We start from the raw sequence: 14,786 nt of genomic DNA on the forward strand, positions 1-14,786 counted from the left end.
TAGCGTCCAGCGTCGGTCGTTACCGCGACGGGGATGTCATGACTGCCTTGGCCAACAACCAGACTTCGAAGCGCCGTCTCCTGCTGGCGTCAGATCGAAGCGATCAAAGCAACGAACTCGCCAGCATCCTGCGCTCGGTGGGCGAGGTCGATACCGTTCCGACGTCCGACATTCCCGAGCAGCCGGCGCGCGATCTCTCCGGCATCGTCGTCGACATCAACCTGCGCTCGCCCGAGGCCGTGCAAATGGTCCGCGCCAAGTTGCAGACCGATGCCTATCGCGAGATGCCGCGGCTGTTCGTGCTGGCGGATGCGCTGCATCACGCCTCGATGCAGGCCTGGGCGCTCGGCGCCACCGACACGATCTCGCGGCCGTTCGATGCACGTGGCATCCTGCAGCGCATCCGCGCCGCATTTCCCGACAACAGCGGTTACGACGAGACCGACCGCGGCAAGGCGCTCAACCGCGGCGTCGAAGCCGCGCATGGCGTGATGGTCAAGATGTTCGAGCGGATGCGCGCCGGCGAGCCGCTCAAGTTCGAGGACATCGTTGCCGCCGAAAACAAGATCCTCAAGGCGATCAAGCACAACTCGCTGCGCGAATGGCTGACGACCGTGGGCTGCCATCACCAGGAGACCTATCGCCACTGCCTGTTCGTGACCGGCTTTGCGGTCGCATTCGCGCAGCATCTTGGCATGCGCGAGGACGACCAGCGCCGGCTCGCCCGCGCCGCGCTGCTGCACGATGTCGGCAAGGCTTTCGTTCCGGTCGCGCTGCTCGACAAGCCCGGCGCATTCACGGTCGAGGAAATGGCCGAGATGCGCGAGCATCCGCGTCGGGGCTACGAGGCGCTGTCAGCGCAGGGCGGCTTCCCGCCTGAAATGCTCGACGTGATCCTGCATCATCACGAATTCCTGGACGGCACCGGCTACCCGAATGGCCTCAGCGGCAACCAGATCAGCGACATCGTTCGCGTCACCACGATCGTCGATGTCTATGCCGCGCTCGTCGAGAAGCGCGCCTATCGGCTGCAGTTCACCCACGCCAAGGCGTTCTCCATGATGGAGGAGATGGGTGGCAAGCTCGACCAGCAATTGCTGCAGGCGTTCCGCCCGGTGGCATTCGGGCATTATTGAGCCCCCAACTCCCCGTCATTGCGAGCCAACGGGTCGCGCGAATGCGCGCCCGATGACAGGCTCCACGAAGCAATCCATCCCTCCGCGTGCGCGGGGCCATGGATTGCTTCGTCGCTTCGCTCCTCGCAATGACGGGTGCGGTGACGAGTTTAGCCAATCAACGCAAGTCCGCGTCCTTACCTCCGCCTAGATTTCGGCGATCATCGGCATGACCGATGCTTGGGTGAGGACGATCATGGACACGGCAACGACCGGGGAACTCGACATCCCCGCCAACATCGCGGCAACCCTCGTCGATCCGGTCGCCTATGCCGACGACCGCATCCACGACAGCTACCGCTGGCTGCGCGCCAACAATCCGCTCGGGATTGCGCGGCCGGATAAGTTCGATCCGTTCTGGGTGGTGACCAAGCACGCCCATATCCAGGCGATCAGTCGCCAGAACGACCTGTTCCACAACGCCGATCGGCCGACCACGCTGACCAACCAGGCGCTCGAGGAGCGCGTGCGCAAGATCACCGGTGGGCCCAATCTGGTGCGCTCGCTGGTGCAGATGGATGCACCCGACCATCCGAAATATCGCGCGTTGACGCAGGGCTGGTTCATGCCGGCCAATCTCGGCAAGTTCGAGGGCCGCGTTCGCGAGATCGCGCGGGCCACGGTGCAGCGCATGCTCGACCGTGGCGGCGCCTGCGATTTCGTCGAGGACGTTGCGCTCGGCTATCCCCTGCACGTCATCATGGAGATTCTCGGCGTGCCCGAGGCGGACGAGCCGCGCATGCTCAAGCTGACGCAGGAGCTGTTCGGTCCGCAGGATCCGGATACGGCGCGCGTCCGCGAGGCGCTGAGCGCGGAACAGGTCTCGGCGATGTTGCAGGCGATCATCGCCGATTTCTCCGCTTACTTCCGCAAGATCACCGAGGAGCGCCGCCAAAATCCACGCGACGATCTCGCAACCGTCATCGCCAACGCGAAGATCGGCGGCGACTACATGCCCGAGCACGATCAGACCAGCTACTACATGATCGTCGCGACCGCGGGCCACGACACCACCTCATCCTCGACCGCGGGCGCGATCTGGGCGCTGGCCAGGGATCCCGCGGAATTCGCCAAGGTGAAGGCCAATCCGGAATTGATCCCGGGCCTGGTCGACGAGTCGATCCGCTGGATGACGCCGGTCAAGCATTTCATGCGCTCGGCCACCGCCGATACCGAGCTCGGCGGCCGCAAGATCGCCAAGGGCGACTGGCTGATGCTGTGCTACGCCTCGGGCAATCGCGACGAGGAGGTGTTCGAGGAGCCCGACCGCTTCCGCAGCGACCGCAAGCCCAACCGCCATGTCGCATTCGGCTACGGCGCGCATCTCTGCCTCGGCCAGTATCTCGCCAAGCTCGAAATGCGCATCCTGTTCGAGGAGCTGCTGCCGCACCTGAAATCGCTGTCGCTCGACGGCGAGGTGAAGATGACGCAGGCCTATTTCGTCAGCGGCCCGAAGAAGCTGCCGATCCGGTTCGAGGTGAATTGAGGTCTATCCGTCATTGTGAGCCAACGGGTCGCGCGAATGCGCGCCCGATGACAGGCTCCGCGAAGCAATCCATAGCCCCGCACATGCGGAACGATGGATTGCTTCGTCGCTCCAGCGCAAAATTGCTTAGCAATTTTGTCGCGAGCTCCTCGCAATGACGAGGCGAGACCTTACTCCAGCATCTTCCGCAATTCCGCCTTCGCGACCTTCTCCAGTGTCGAGCGCGGCATCTCGTCGACGAAGCGGATTTCCCGCGGCACCTTGAAGTCGGCGAGCGCGGCGCGGCACGCGGTCATGACCTTGTCGTGCAGGTCGGCCGGCAAAGCCGCGACGCCGGTTTGCGGGATGATGAAGACGACCGGCACCTCGTCCAGCATCGGATGCTTCTTCGCCACCACCGCGGCCTCTCGGACGCCCGGCACCACCGCGATCACCTGCTCGATTTCGGAGGCTGCGACATTCTCGCCGCCGACCTTCAGCATGTCCTTGGAGCGGTCGCCGAACTTGAGATAGCCGCGCTCCAGCATCGTGACACGGTCGCCGGTGATGAAGTAACCGTGCTCGTCGAAGCTCTCGCGCGTGGCCTTCTCGTTGTGCAGATATTCCGCGAACAGCGACAGGCCGGGAATACCCTTGATCAGGAGATTGCCGGTCTCGCCGACGCCGGTCGGCGTGCCGTCATCGTTGGTAAGGCGGATTTGGTATTCCGGCGCGGCGCGGCCGATCGACATCGGCGGGTTCGGTTGATCGACCTCGCCGATGATGCCGTGGGTGATGGTCTCGGTCATGCCCCACCAGCCGATGATCTTGATGCCGAACACGCCGAATGCCGGCGGCGCGTTCACGGCGGTGCCCCAGAGCCGGAACTTGTGATGCTTCGGCACCTCGTGCTCCAGCAGCGCCTTCATGCAGAACGGGATCGTCGAGGTCCAGGTCGAGCCGTGCTCGAGCGCCACCGGCCAGAAGCGACTGGCCGAGAAGCGCGGCTGGATCACGCAGGTGCCGCCGACCCACAGGATCGCCAGCATCGAATAGGCCAGCGCGTTGGTGTGAAACAGCGGCAGATAGGTCTGGTGCACATCAAAGGCGTGCAGGTCCTGATGCGCGGCGTTGATCTTGGCGCCCCACAGCGCATTGGCATGCGTCCACAGCACCGCCTTCGGCCGCGACGTGGTGCCGGAGGTGTATTGCACGCTGCAGGGTGCGAGCGGATCGGTCGGGCGCTGCGGCCGATCGGCGCTGTCGGCAAACAGCGCTTCAAAGCTGTCGCCGCGCGCGGGCGCCTGCGCCGATGCCTGGCCCGCATCGTGCGAGGTCACCGCGATCCAGCGCAGCCCCTTGCAGTTGGCTGATATCAATTCGGCATAGGCCGGCTGGGTAATCGCGGCGACCGCGCCGCAATGGCCGGCAAAATATTCGATCTCGGCTGCCGCCGAGCGGGTGTTGGTGGTGACGGCGATGGCGCCGAGCTCGACACAGGCGAACCATGACATGATCGCCTCGATGCAATTATCGAGATGGATCAGGACATAGTCGCCTTGCCGGATGCCGCGTTTGGCGAGGCCCGCGGCGAGCGCGCCGACCCGCTCATGGAATTCGCCGTAGCTCCAGTGCCGCGCCGGCGCGTCGAACGGCGCCCAGATCAGGAATGGATGATCGCGGCGCACCTCGGCGCGCATTTTCAGCAGCCATGGCACGTCGAGCCCGGCAAACGGTCCGACGATTCCCGGCACTGCTCTCGAATTGGTCATATGTCCTCCCGCAGCCTTGGTGGCCGCCCTTGATCTTGGTTGGGAGCAGTTCTGCCATCGGCGTGCGCCGAGCGCAAATCGGGATTTGCAGGACAATGTTGCGCTGAAGCTATCGGTTCCGCCGCGCGGAAGAGGTGGATCCGTCGGCAGTGCTTGTGATCCGGCGCGCATCCACGCACGCGCTCGCGCGCAATGACGAACGATCGCTAGGTCGGGTCTCGTTCATACGACGAGATCTCGATCAGGCTGCCGTCGGGGTCGCGGCAATATACCGAGCGCAGCGTGCCGCGCGCGCCCTGCTTGGCGACCGGACCCTCCTCGATCTTGACGCCATTGGCCTTCAGATGCGCGACCACTTCGTCCGGCGTGCTCGCGGTGAGGAAGCAGAGATCGTCGCTGCCGGCCGCTTCGTGATCTGCGGTGAACCATTCCACCTTGTCGGCATCGCGCGGCCGCACGTTGATCTTCTGGTTGCCGAACACCAGCGAGGTGCGCGGCGTCTTGCCCTTGCCGGGGTCGAACACCTTCACCTCCATGCCGAGGATCCTGCTGTACCAGGCAACCGAGCGCACGACATCGGTGACGTTGATCACGAGATGGTCGAGCCCATTCACCTTGACGGACATGATCGATCCTTTTCGGTCCAGAACGCGTTCGGTTCTGATGCAATCAGAGCCGCGGCTTAGTCTTTCGTCGCGGTCGGTGCGCACGTGTTGCACTGGCCGCATCACATATTGTTTGTTAGAACCGCGCCGCGCGCAACGCAACAGAAACGGGCAGGGGGCCGAACCCTGCTGGATTGGGAGAGACTTCATGATTTCACGCCGCACCGCGCTGGGCCTGATCGGGTCGGGAATTTCGACCTTCGCGATCGGCCGTGCTTCCGCAGCCGACTATCCGGCGCGGCCGGTGCGCTGGATCGTGGGCTATCCGCCGGGCGGCGCCACCGACATCATCGCGCGCCTGATCGGGCAGCGGCTGTCGGAGAAGCTCGGGCAGCAATTCGTGATCGAGAACAAGCCGGGCGCCGGCAACAATATCGGCACCGAGGCTGCGATCAACGCCGAGCCGGACGGCTACACCGTGCTGCTGGTCAATCCGGCGAACTATATCAACGCCTCGCTCTACGCCAATCTGAAGTTCAACTTCGTGCGCGACGTCGCGCCGGTTGCATCGTTCAACCGCGTGCCGAACGTGATGACCGTCAATAAGGACGTGCCGGCGAAGAACGTCGCCGAGTTCATCGAATATGTGAAGGCCAATCCCGGCAAGGTGAACATGGCCTCGTCCGGCAACGGCACCTCGGTGCATCTCTCCGGCGAGATGTTCATGTCGATGACCGGCTGCAAGATGCAGCACGTGCCGTATCGCGGCGCCGCGCCTGCGATCACCGACATGCTCGGCGGTCAGGTGCAGGTGATCTTCGACAACATGCCCTCGATCATCCAGCACATCCGTTCCGGCTCGCTGCGCGCGCTCGGCGTGACGACGGCCGAGCGCTCCTCGCAATTGTCCGACGTGCCGGCGATCGCCGAGACCGTGAAGGGCTATGAAGCGAGCGCGCTGTTCGGTATGGGCGCGCCGAAGAACACGCCGAAGGAATTGATCACCAAGCTCAACACCGAGATCAATGCCGTTCTCGCCGAGCCCGACATGCGGAAGCGTCTGGTCGAGCTCGGCGGCGATTCGCTGATCCAGACGCCGGACGCCTTCGGCAACGACATCAAGGCCGAGACCGACAAGTGGAAGAAGGTGGTCGAGTTCGCCGGCCTCAAGGTCGAGTAGGCCTCAAGCGTCAGGAGATGCCTGGCCTTCTGCCGGGTCTTGACGCGGAATAAAATGACCTTCAGGAACCTTACCCGAGATGCCGCGCTTTGCTCACTGCGGCATCGGAGGAATAGGATCATGCGCACATCGCGATTGGCACTGCTTGCTTTGGGAACGATGGCGCTTGCCGGTGCCGCGAGCATCGAGCCTGCTTCCGCCGACCCCTATGACTATCCCTGGTGTGCGCAGGGACCGAGTCTTGGCTATCCCGGCGAATGCGCCTACCAAACCTACGATCAGTGCCTTGCGAGCGTGTCGGGGCGTTATCTCGCCTGCGGGGAGAACCCGCGCTTCCTGTTTCGCGCACAGCTGCAGCCGGAGCCGCGACGCTATCGTCATAAGCACCGGCATCACAAAACACACCCGCAATAGCCGCCCGCTGCGAACGCGTTCGGCCGCAGGGCGTTCGCGACGCCAGGTCGTCCCGGCCATTTTTCGTGACCGAGCATCGGCCTTGACGCGATCGTGAAGGACCGCACTTGACGCCGCACCGTTTGCCTCTATACTAAACCGTATGGTTAAGTATAAAGACGAAGCACTGGACCGCACCTTCGCGGCGCTTTCCGATCCCACCCGCCGCGCGCTTGTGGCGCGGCTCGGTGAGCAGGAAAGCCTGTCGGTGAGCGAGCTGGCGCAGCCATTCGCGATGTCGTTGCCGGCGATCATGAAGCATCTCGACGTGCTCACCGATGCGGGGCTGGTCGCGCGCGAAAAGACCGGCCGCACCGTGGCGTGCCGGCTCACCGCGAGGCCGATGGAGCAGGCGATGAACTGGCTCAATCGCTACGCGCAATTCTGGTCCGACAATCTCGACCGCCTTGCAGCCTTTGTGGAGGAAGATCCATGGCAATCCAATCGGCAAACCAATCCGCAGTTGCCGCCGACGCCGGCCTTGCCGCGCGTCCAAGCCTTACCCTCACGCGGCGCCTCCGCGCCCGGCCGGAAAAAGTCTACGCCGCGTGGACCGAGCCGGAAAACCTAGTGCAATGGTTCGGGCCGGGGCAGATCAAGCCCGGCACGACCCAGGCCGAGCTCGATGTTCGTGTCGGCGGACGCTACCGGATCAAGTTCACCGGCAAGAACGGCGAATATCACGAGGTCGGCGGCACCTATCGTGAGGTGGTGCCGAACGAGAAGCTGGTGTTCAGCTGGGCCTGGCATTCGACGCCGGAACGCGAGTCCGAAGTGACGGTGTCGATCAAGCCCGACGCCGGCGGCACCTTGCTCACCTTCCATCACGCGCAGTTCGTCGATGAGACCGCTCGCGACAACCATCAGCGCGGCTGGACCGAATTCCTCGGCAATCTGGAACAGTATGTCGACGCCTGACCCGCAAAGGAGCATGCCATGTCTCAGCACACGATCGTCTCGCGCGAACAATGGATCGCCGCCCGCAAGGCGCTGATGATCAGCGAGAAGGAGCTCACCCAGGCCCGCGAAGCGGTGAGCCGGCAGCGCCGCGAGCTGCCCTGGGTCAAGGTCGACCAGGACTATGTGTTCGACGGGCCCGATGGCAAGGTGACGCTCGGCGAGCTCTTCAAGGGCCGGCCGCAGCTCGTCGTGCAGCACGTGATGTTCGCGCCGGAATGGGATGCCGCCTGCAAGAGCTGCTCGTTCTGGGTCGACGGCTTCGAGCGCATGGTTCCGCATCTCGCCGCGCGCGACACGACGATGATCGCGATCTCGCGGGCGCCGCTGGCCAAGCTCGAGGCGTTCAAGAAGCGGATGGGCTGGACCTTCGACTGGGTGTCGTCGGGAACCAGCGATTTCAACTACGATTACGGTGTGTCGTTCACGCAAGGTCAGATCGATGCGGGGGACGCGAAATACAATTATGGAACGACACCGCTCTATGGTCCCGAGTTGCCCGGCATCAGCGTGTTCTTTCGCGACGAGGAAGGGAGCGTGTTCCACACCTACTCGACCTTCGCGCGCGGCCTCGACATGATGAATGCCGCCTATCACTATCTCGATCTGACGCCGCTCGGCCGCCACGAGGAAGGCTTGCCCTATCCGATGGATTGGGTGCGGCTACGTGACCAGTACCAACCGGCGCCGGCTCAGGCATCCTGCTGTCACTCCTGACGCTTGGCGCGTCACACGCCGTCATTGTTTCGCGAAGCCTGTGATGGGCTGCGCGCTCGTATGCGCTGCTGCCTGCAACGACGGTCCAGTACAGAAGGAAATGCCCATGCCTTACGTCGATGGTTTCGTCGTCGCCGTGCCGAAGAAAAAACTCAAGGCCTACGCCCAGCTCTCGAAGAAGGCCGGCAAGGTCTGGCGCGAGCACGGCGCGCTGGATTATCGCGAATGGGTCGCCGACGACGTCAAGCCGGGCAAGCTGACCTCGTTTCCGCAAAGCGTGAAGCTGAAGGCCGGCGAAACCGTCGTGTTCGCCTGGATCACCTACAAGTCGCGCGCCCAGCGCGACAAGATCAACGCCAAGGTGATGGCGGATCCCCGCTCTGACTCGATAGGCAAAGGCGACATGCCGTTCGACGTCAAGCGGATGATCTATGGCGGCTTTACCAGCCTGGTGAAGGTCTGAGGCGGCGCGCTTTTGCCGCAATCCTTGCAGTAACCGGCCGTTAAACATCACGCGCGGCAGGCGGCGCGGTGCCGCTTGCGTTTACTTGGCGATCCCGTATACTTTGCAATACAAAGTTCGGACGAATCATGCGCGACCTCGACAAGGCGTTGGCCGATATTCTCGCGATCCGCAGCCAGATCGCGGCGGGAACCGCGTTCCGCGGCTACGGTCCGGCAACCGTTGCCGCCACCAGCGGCATCGCGCTGGTCACCGCGTTCGCCCAATATCTCTGGCTTGACGATCCCACCGGCCATCCGATCGCGTTTCTTGCCGGCTGGGCGACGGCTGCGCTGCTGTCAGCCGTGCTGATCTGGATCGAGATGCAGGCGCGCTCGCGGCGGCATCATTCAGGCCTTGCGGACGCGATGGTCCAGCAGGCGATCGGGCAGTTCGTTCCCGCCGTCATCGCCGGCGTGCTGCTCGCGATCCTGCAATGGAAATTCGCGCCCGAGACGCTGTGGATGCTGCCCGGCCTGTGGCAGGTGCTGGTCAGCCTCGGTGTGTTCGCCTCGGTCCGCCTGCTGCCGCGCACGATCGCGCTCGGCGGCGCCTGGTACTTCCTGTCGGGCTTCACGGTGCTCCTGGTCGCAAGCCAGAATCACGCGCTGTCGCCCTGGACCATGGGACTGCCATTCGCGATCGGCCAGTTGCTGCTCGCAGCACTGTTGTATTTCGCTTCCGGAGGCCATGATGCCGAAGACTGACGTGACCACCGCGCCGTTCGCCTATGACGGCCTCGACCGCGTCATCCACGAGAAGGCGCGGCTCGGCCTGCTGACCTCGCTGATGGCGCATCCGAAGGGGCTCGCCTTTGCCGATCTCAAGCAGCTGTGCGGCCTGACCGACGGCAATCTCAGCCGGCATCTGCAGGTACTGCAGGAGGCCGGCCTCGTCGACGTCATCAAGGGCTATGAAGGCAATCGCCCGCACACCACCTGCCGTCTGACCAAGAGCGGCCGCCGCCGTTTCCTCGATTATCTCGCCGTGCTCGAGCAGCTGGTGCGCGACGCGGCCAAGGCTGCCGGCAAGGACGAAGGCGCGTCCGGCCGCCTTGGTATCCAGCCGGTTTGATCTTCCCATTTTTTGCCCGGAGACTTTGTGATGCAAAGCAACGTCGCGCTCAAGCCGGAAGCCGCCATGCGGCTGCATGTCGGCATCATCATGGACGGCAACGGCCGCTGGGCGACGCGGCGAGGCCTGTCGCGGCTGCGCGGACATGAGGCAGGCGTCGAGGCGATCCGCCGTATCGTCGAGGCCGCGCCGGACCAGGGCGTCGGCACACTGACGCTTTATGCGTTCTCCAGCGACAACTGGCGTCGCCCGAAAGCCGAAGTCGCCGCGCTGATGGGACTGCTGCGATTCTATCTGGCCAACGAGATCGCAGCCCTCGTGCGCAACGGCGTTCGCCTCAGCGTGATCGGGCGCCGCGATAGGCTGCCCGACGGCATCGCCACGGCGATCACGCGCGCCGAGGCTGCGACCGCCGACGGCACCACGCTGCATCTGCGCATCGCGATCGACTATTCGGCGCGCGACGCGATCCTGAACGCTGCGGCGCGCGTTGCCGGCATCGGGGAACTGAGCCGCGAGTCCTTCGCCGATCTCGTCACCGGCGAGGCCGGCCTGCGCGACGTCGATTTGATCATCCGCACCTCGGGCGAGAAGCGGCTGTCTGACTTCCTGCTCTGGGAGGGCGCCTATGCCGAACTGCATTTCACCGAGCGGATGTGGCCTGAATTCGATGCCGACGATCTTGCTGACGCGCTTACCTCCTTCCATCGCCGCGAGCGCCGCTTCGGCGGGCTGACCGCGATCGCGCCGGCTGAGGTGCCGAACCTCTAGAGTGTAGTCCGGAAAAGTGTGAAGCGGTTTTCCGAAACGATCATGCTCAAATAGAGAGCTTGCGCTAGTTGCTCGAAAAGCCCGGCCGGGGGGTTGGGCTCTCTCTCACAAGATGCGGGGACGAACGATCACGCCCATGAAAGCGGGAGCGATCATCCATGCGCATACTTCTCATCAACGTGCCGCATCCAGCGATCGGCAGCCGGATTCCCGACGACCATTTGCCGCCGCTCGGGCTGCTGTCGATCGGCGGTCCCCTGATCGACGACGGCCACCAGGTTCGTCTCCTCGATGCCGAGTTCGGGCCGATGCCGCTCGCCGCCATCCTGGCGGAGGCGTCGCGATTTTCGCCGGACGCGGTGTTGTTCGGCCATTCCGGTTCGACCTCGGGCCACCCTGTCATTGCTGAAGTGGCACAGGCGATCGTGAAGGCCTTGCCCCGGGCATTGATCGTCTATGGCGGCGTCTTCCCGACCTATCACTGGCGTGAAGTGTTGCGCGAGGAGGCCTACGTCACCGCGATCGTGCGCGGCGAGGGCGAGGAGACTGCGCGCCGCCTGATGCGGGCGCTGGAATATGGCGGCGATCTCGCCGGCATCGACGGTATCGCGTTTCGCGACCAGAACGGGCCGCGCGTCACCCGGCCTGCGCCGGTGATCCGCGATCTCGATGCCTATCGCGTCGGCTGGGAGTTGATCGATCACGCGCGCTACAGCTATTGGGGAGGCCTGCGCGCCGTCGTGGTGCAGTTCTCGCGCGGCTGTCCGCATCTCTGCAACTATTGCGGCCAGCGCGGCTTCTGGACGCGATGGCGGCACCGCGACCCCGTGCGCTTCGCCAAGGAGCTGGCGCGGCTCCATCGCGAGCACGGCGTCAAGGTGATCAATTTCGCCGACGAGAATCCGACCGTCTCGAAGAAAGCCTGGCGGACCTTCCTTGAGGCCCTGATCGCCGAGAATGTCGACCTGATCCTGGTCGGCTCGACCCGGGCCGACGACATCGTGCGCGATGCCGACATCCTGCATCTCTACAAGAAGGCGGGCTGGCAGCGCTTCCTGCTCGGCATGGAGAACACCGACGAGAAGACGCTGGAGCTGATCCGCAAGGGTGCGACCACCACGACCGACCGCGAGGCCATCCGCTTGATGCGCCGGCACGGCATCCTGTCGATGGCGACCTGGGTGGTCGGCTTCGAGGAGGAGACCGACCGCGATCATTGGCGCGGTTTGCGGCAGCTGCTGTCCTACGATCCCGACCAGATCCAGATGCTCTACGTCACGCCACATCGCTGGACGCCGTATTTCCGCCTCGCCGCAGGACGGCGCGTGATTCAGACCGATCGCCGCCGTTGGGACTACAAGCATCAGGTGCTCGCGACACGGCACATGGCGCCGTGGCGGGTGCTGCTCTGGTTCAAGTTCACCGAGATGGTGCTGCAATGCCGCCCGAAGGCGATATTGCGCGTGCTGTTTCATCGTGACGCCGGGCTTCGTCATGCGATGCGCTGGTACACGCAGATGGGACGCCGGGTCTGGCCGCACGAGATTCTCGGCTTCCTGCGCGACAAGCGGCTGAAGCATGGGCCGACGGTGCAGGAATTTTGGGGTGCCCCGCAGGATATGGAGGAGGAATCGATGTCGTCGTCAAGGCCAGAGCGCCGCGTCGGTCCGTCGCGCGCGGCGTAAGTTCATACCGTCACGCCGGGTTCTGGATAACTGGCGCTGATGACTGGACGTTGGAGTCATCAGCGCGATAATTTCCGGATCGGCTGCGCAGAATAAAAAGAACCGTGGCGGTCGAGGCGTCGAGTTGAGCATACAGGTTGCGATTCTAAAAATATTGGCCAGTCACGTCAGCGGCAGAGCCACACTCGATTCCCTCAAGCACGACCTCGCTATCCTCTCGTCGAGCGGCGACGATTGGCATGCGCGGGTCAAGCGCCTGGCGTCGCGGGTTCCCGAACTCGACATCTTTAGCAATGGCTATGTGCTGCGTGACGTCGACGGCTGGGAGATCACATCGGCCGGCCGCGAGTTCCTGCGCGCACTGGAGGCCATCACGCAAGACAATCTGCCGCCCGTGCCGTCGGTCGAGACTGTGCTTCGCACAGAGGGAACGCTGATCGTGATCGGTCATCGCTTCAGGAATCGGGCGCGGGCGCAACGTGACCCCGAGCTGAGCGCATCAGTGCGCCGCCGGCCGTTCGGCGAGCCGCGTTGAACCTCGTGGCGTTGCGCGCGACCTACCTTCGGGACGTCGCTCTGGAGGTCGCAAATGACTGCTTTGGCTCAATCGATTGCACGTGTGTTTCCGGCCAATTCGCTTCGGAGCAGCATCGCCCGGCATGTTCTGCTGTTCGCGTCCGCGGCATTGTTCGTCGCGGCGCTCAGGGCAAGCTACGGCCTCGATCTCAGCGCGGGGTTCTTCTAAATTTCCGGCTTCAAGTCATACTGGGTTAACCGGACCGGGCTAGCTAAGCGCACGCTTTCCTTGCATCTCGAACCGGGGCCAATCTTCCATGGACAAGCCGATGCGCTGCCAGTGCGGCAGGACGCGAACCATCGTGCTAGACAAGCATTTCCGCACCGCGCTGGTATGCCTCAAATGCGATGAGATCCAGCCGGCGGTGCCCGCCAAGCCGGCGCAAGTGGTGACGTCCGCGCGATAGCACGGTCGTTTTCGGCGCCGAAACCCGCTAGGGTCCGTCTGACGAAACGGACCTGAGCGATACCGATGCCGCAGCCTTCCAATATACCCGCCGTGACCCTTGCCGACGTGCGCCGTGCCGCCGATGTCATCAGGGACGCGGTCATGGTCACGGCGTGCAACGAGAGCCGCACGCTGGGCGAGATCTGCGGCTGCCGCCTGTTCCTCAAATTCGAGAACCTGCAGTTCACCTCGACCTTCAAGGAACGCGGCGCACTGAACAGGCTGCAAGCCCTGTCCCCCGACGAGCGCAAGCGCGGGGTGATCGCGATGTCGGCTGGCAACCACGCCCAGGGCGTGGCCTATCATGCCAAGCGGCTCGGCATTCCCGCCACCATCGTGATGCCGATCGGCACCCCGATGGTGAAGATCGAGAATACCAGGCGACACGGCGCCGAGGTCATCATCACCGGGCAGACACTGGAGGAATGCTTCGCGTTCGTCGGCTCACATGCGGCGCAGAAGGGCCTGATCCTGGTCCATCCCTATGACGATCCGCTGATCATCGCCGGCCAGGGCACGATCGGGATCGAAATGCTCGAGGCGGTGCCCGAGCTCGATATCCTGGTGGTGCCGATCGGCGGCGGCGGGCTGATCTCGGGCATCGCCACGGCCGCAAAGGCGCTGAAGCCGTCGGTGCAGATCATCGGCGTGCAGGCGCAGCTCTATCCGTCGATGTACAATGCCGTCAAAGGCCAGCAGCTGCCGATGCGCGGCGATACGCTCGCCGAGGGCATTGCGGTCAAGGCGCCCGGGGAGATCACCACAAGGATCGTTCGCGACCTCGTCGACGATATCCTGCTGGTCAGCGAGGACCAGATCGAGCGCGCGGTCGCGACCCTGATCTCGATCGAGAAGACGGTGGTCGAGGGTGCCGGCGCCGCCGGCCTTGCGGCGGTGCTTGCGGCGCCGGAGCGCTTCGCCGGCCGCAATGTCGGGCTCGTGCTGACCGGCGGCAACATCGACACCAGGCTGATCGCCTCGGTGCTGACCCGCGAACTCGCGCGCGAGGGACGGCTGACGCAGCTGGCGCTCGACATCGTCGACCGGCCCGGCCAGCTCGCGGCGGTGTCGATCCTGCTCGCCGATGCCGGCGCCAACATCATCGAGGTCTCGCATCAGCGCACCTTCTCCGATCTGCCGGCGAAGGCGACGCTGCTGGAGCTCGTGATCGAAACCCGCGACCGCGCGCATCTGGAGGACGTGCTGTCCAGGCTCGGTGCAGAAGGATTTGTTGTGCGGGAGAGCTAGCAACGCAGTACCCATCCGCGAGTCGAACCATTTGACCCGTCATCCTGAGGTGCGAGCGGAGCGAGCCTCGAAGGATGAATCGGCCACCAGCCGGGCCGTGCATCCTTCGAGGCTCGCAAGCGCTCGCACCTCAGGATGACGGATGGTCGGGCTGCGAG

Annotated in this window: 17 protein-coding genes and 1 pseudogene; 16 read left to right on the forward strand and 2 right to left on the reverse strand. The window is 64.2% G+C overall.

Annotated features, from left to right (window positions below; genetic code table 11):
- The first annotated feature begins 38 nt into the window (after nt 1-38).
- Nucleotides 39-1,136 carry an HD-GYP domain-containing protein gene (locus H8A92_RS19155; RefSeq protein WP_229197201.1) on the forward strand — a complete coding sequence of 366 codons (1,098 nt, stop codon included), beginning with the start codon at nt 39-41 and terminating at the stop codon, nt 1,134-1,136.
- Nucleotides 1,137-1,371: 235 nt separating this feature from the next.
- Entirely contained in the window at nt 1,372-2,661 is a 1,290-nt protein-coding gene (locus tag H8A92_RS19160; RefSeq protein WP_229197202.1) for a cytochrome P450, read from the forward strand.
- A gap of 170 nt (nt 2,662-2,831) precedes the next feature.
- On the opposite strand, the gene H8A92_RS19165 is transcribed toward H8A92_RS19160, so the two are convergent.
- A complete protein-coding gene (locus H8A92_RS19165; protein WP_229197203.1) occupies nt 2,832-4,412 on the reverse strand; it encodes an AMP-binding protein in 1,581 nt (526 codons plus the stop codon).
- Between the two features lie 206 nt (nt 4,413-4,618).
- Nucleotides 4,619-5,038, reverse strand: a complete 420-nt coding sequence (locus H8A92_RS19170) for a VOC family protein (protein ID WP_163156721.1) — start codon at nt 5,036-5,038, stop codon at nt 4,619-4,621.
- A gap of 187 nt (nt 5,039-5,225) precedes the next feature.
- Between H8A92_RS19170 and H8A92_RS19175 the strand changes: the two genes are divergently transcribed.
- The 14 genes and pseudogenes from H8A92_RS19175 to H8A92_RS19240 all read left to right on the forward strand — a co-directional run bounded on the left by H8A92_RS19175 (nt 5,226) and on the right by H8A92_RS19240 (nt 14,628).
- Complete coding sequence (locus tag H8A92_RS19175) at nt 5,226-6,197, forward strand: Bug family tripartite tricarboxylate transporter substrate binding protein (RefSeq protein WP_229197204.1); 972 nt, start codon at nt 5,226-5,228, stop codon at nt 6,195-6,197.
- Between the two features lie 120 nt (nt 6,198-6,317).
- Entirely contained in the window at nt 6,318-6,611 is a 294-nt protein-coding gene (locus H8A92_RS19180) for a DUF3551 domain-containing protein (RefSeq protein WP_338026564.1), read from the forward strand.
- 142 nt (nt 6,612-6,753) lie between these two features.
- Nucleotides 6,754-7,221, forward strand: coding sequence for an ArsR/SmtB family transcription factor (locus tag H8A92_RS19185; RefSeq protein ID WP_229197205.1), 468 nt, complete (start codon nt 6,754-6,756; stop codon nt 7,219-7,221).
- A pseudogene (locus H8A92_RS19190) lies at nt 7,206-7,568 on the forward strand (SRPBCC family protein); the annotation flags it as partial. The gene H8A92_RS19185 and the pseudogene H8A92_RS19190, both read left to right, overlap by 16 nt.
- Before the next feature lie 18 nt (nt 7,569-7,586).
- On the forward strand, nt 7,587-8,324 hold the full coding sequence (locus tag H8A92_RS19195) for a DUF899 domain-containing protein (protein ID WP_229197206.1): 738 nt from the start codon (nt 7,587-7,589) through the stop codon (nt 8,322-8,324).
- A 106-nt stretch (nt 8,325-8,430) separates the two neighbouring features.
- Nucleotides 8,431-8,787, forward strand: a complete 357-nt coding sequence (locus tag H8A92_RS19200) for a DUF1428 domain-containing protein (protein ID WP_229197207.1) — start codon at nt 8,431-8,433, stop codon at nt 8,785-8,787.
- Nucleotides 8,788-8,915: 128 nt separating this feature from the next.
- A complete protein-coding gene (locus H8A92_RS19205) occupies nt 8,916-9,533 on the forward strand; it encodes a hypothetical protein (RefSeq protein WP_229197208.1) in 618 nt (205 codons plus the stop codon).
- Entirely contained in the window at nt 9,520-9,900 is a 381-nt protein-coding gene (locus H8A92_RS19210) for a transcriptional regulator (RefSeq protein WP_229183190.1), read from the forward strand. The genes H8A92_RS19205 and H8A92_RS19210 overlap by 14 nt, the downstream gene beginning before the upstream one ends.
- Before the next feature lie 30 nt (nt 9,901-9,930).
- Entirely contained in the window at nt 9,931-10,671 is a 741-nt protein-coding gene (locus H8A92_RS19215; protein WP_229197209.1) for a di-trans,poly-cis-decaprenylcistransferase, read from the forward strand.
- A gap of 158 nt (nt 10,672-10,829) precedes the next feature.
- Nucleotides 10,830-12,356, forward strand: a complete 1,527-nt coding sequence (gene bchE, locus H8A92_RS19220; RefSeq protein ID WP_229197210.1) for a magnesium-protoporphyrin IX monomethyl ester anaerobic oxidative cyclase — start codon at nt 10,830-10,832, stop codon at nt 12,354-12,356.
- Between the two features lie 124 nt (nt 12,357-12,480).
- Nucleotides 12,481-12,891 (forward strand): aminoacyl-tRNA deacylase, encoded by a 411-nt coding sequence (locus H8A92_RS19225; RefSeq protein WP_229197211.1) that lies wholly within the window; start codon nt 12,481-12,483, stop codon nt 12,889-12,891.
- 54 nt (nt 12,892-12,945) lie between these two features.
- Nucleotides 12,946-13,101, forward strand: a complete 156-nt coding sequence (locus H8A92_RS19230) for a response regulator (RefSeq protein WP_229197212.1) — start codon at nt 12,946-12,948, stop codon at nt 13,099-13,101.
- An 88-nt stretch (nt 13,102-13,189) separates the two neighbouring features.
- Complete coding sequence (locus H8A92_RS19235) at nt 13,190-13,339, forward strand: hypothetical protein (protein ID WP_229197213.1); 150 nt, start codon at nt 13,190-13,192, stop codon at nt 13,337-13,339.
- 65 nt (nt 13,340-13,404) lie between these two features.
- Nucleotides 13,405-14,628: a threonine ammonia-lyase gene (locus tag H8A92_RS19240; RefSeq protein ID WP_229197214.1), complete on the forward strand. Its 1,224-nt coding sequence runs from the start codon at nt 13,405-13,407 to the stop codon at nt 14,626-14,628.
- Nucleotides 14,629-14,786: the final 158 nt, after the last annotated feature.

Source organism: Bradyrhizobium acaciae (assembly GCF_020889785.1).
Lineage (GTDB): Bacteria > Pseudomonadota > Alphaproteobacteria > Rhizobiales > Xanthobacteraceae > Bradyrhizobium > Bradyrhizobium acaciae.

Bases quoted from the DNA above. Each gene is read 5' to 3' on its own strand.
- H8A92_RS19180 (WP_338026564.1), top strand. From the start codon at position 6,318: ATGCGCACATCGCGATTGGCACTGCTTGCTTTGGGAACGATGGCGCTT.
- H8A92_RS19195 (WP_229197206.1), top strand. From the start codon at position 7,587: ATGTCTCAGCACACGATCGTCTCGCGCGAACAATGGATCGCCGCCCGC.
- H8A92_RS19155 (WP_229197201.1), top strand. From the start codon at position 39: ATGACTGCCTTGGCCAACAACCAGACTTCGAAGCGCCGTCTCCTGCTG.
- H8A92_RS19175 (WP_229197204.1), top strand. From the start codon at position 5,226: ATGATTTCACGCCGCACCGCGCTGGGCCTGATCGGGTCGGGAATTTCG.
- H8A92_RS19200 (WP_229197207.1), top strand. From the start codon at position 8,431: ATGCCTTACGTCGATGGTTTCGTCGTCGCCGTGCCGAAGAAAAAACTC.
- H8A92_RS19205 (WP_229197208.1), top strand. From the start codon at position 8,916: ATGCGCGACCTCGACAAGGCGTTGGCCGATATTCTCGCGATCCGCAGC.
- bchE (WP_229197210.1), top strand. From the start codon at position 10,830: ATGCGCATACTTCTCATCAACGTGCCGCATCCAGCGATCGGCAGCCGG.
- H8A92_RS19235 (WP_229197213.1), top strand. From the start codon at position 13,190: ATGGACAAGCCGATGCGCTGCCAGTGCGGCAGGACGCGAACCATCGTG.
- H8A92_RS19215 (WP_229197209.1), top strand. From the start codon at position 9,931: ATGCAAAGCAACGTCGCGCTCAAGCCGGAAGCCGCCATGCGGCTGCAT.
- H8A92_RS19230 (WP_229197212.1), top strand. From the start codon at position 12,946: ATGACTGCTTTGGCTCAATCGATTGCACGTGTGTTTCCGGCCAATTCG.
- H8A92_RS19210 (WP_229183190.1), top strand. From the start codon at position 9,520: ATGCCGAAGACTGACGTGACCACCGCGCCGTTCGCCTATGACGGCCTC.
- H8A92_RS19185 (WP_229197205.1), top strand. From the start codon at position 6,754: ATGGTTAAGTATAAAGACGAAGCACTGGACCGCACCTTCGCGGCGCTT.
- H8A92_RS19240 (WP_229197214.1), top strand. From the start codon at position 13,405: ATGCCGCAGCCTTCCAATATACCCGCCGTGACCCTTGCCGACGTGCGC.
- H8A92_RS19160 (WP_229197202.1), top strand. From the start codon at position 1,372: ATGGACACGGCAACGACCGGGGAACTCGACATCCCCGCCAACATCGCG.
- H8A92_RS19170 (WP_163156721.1), bottom strand. From the start codon at position 5,038: ATGTCCGTCAAGGTGAATGGGCTCGACCATCTCGTGATCAACGTCACC.
- H8A92_RS19165 (WP_229197203.1), bottom strand. From the start codon at position 4,412: ATGACCAATTCGAGAGCAGTGCCGGGAATCGTCGGACCGTTTGCCGGG.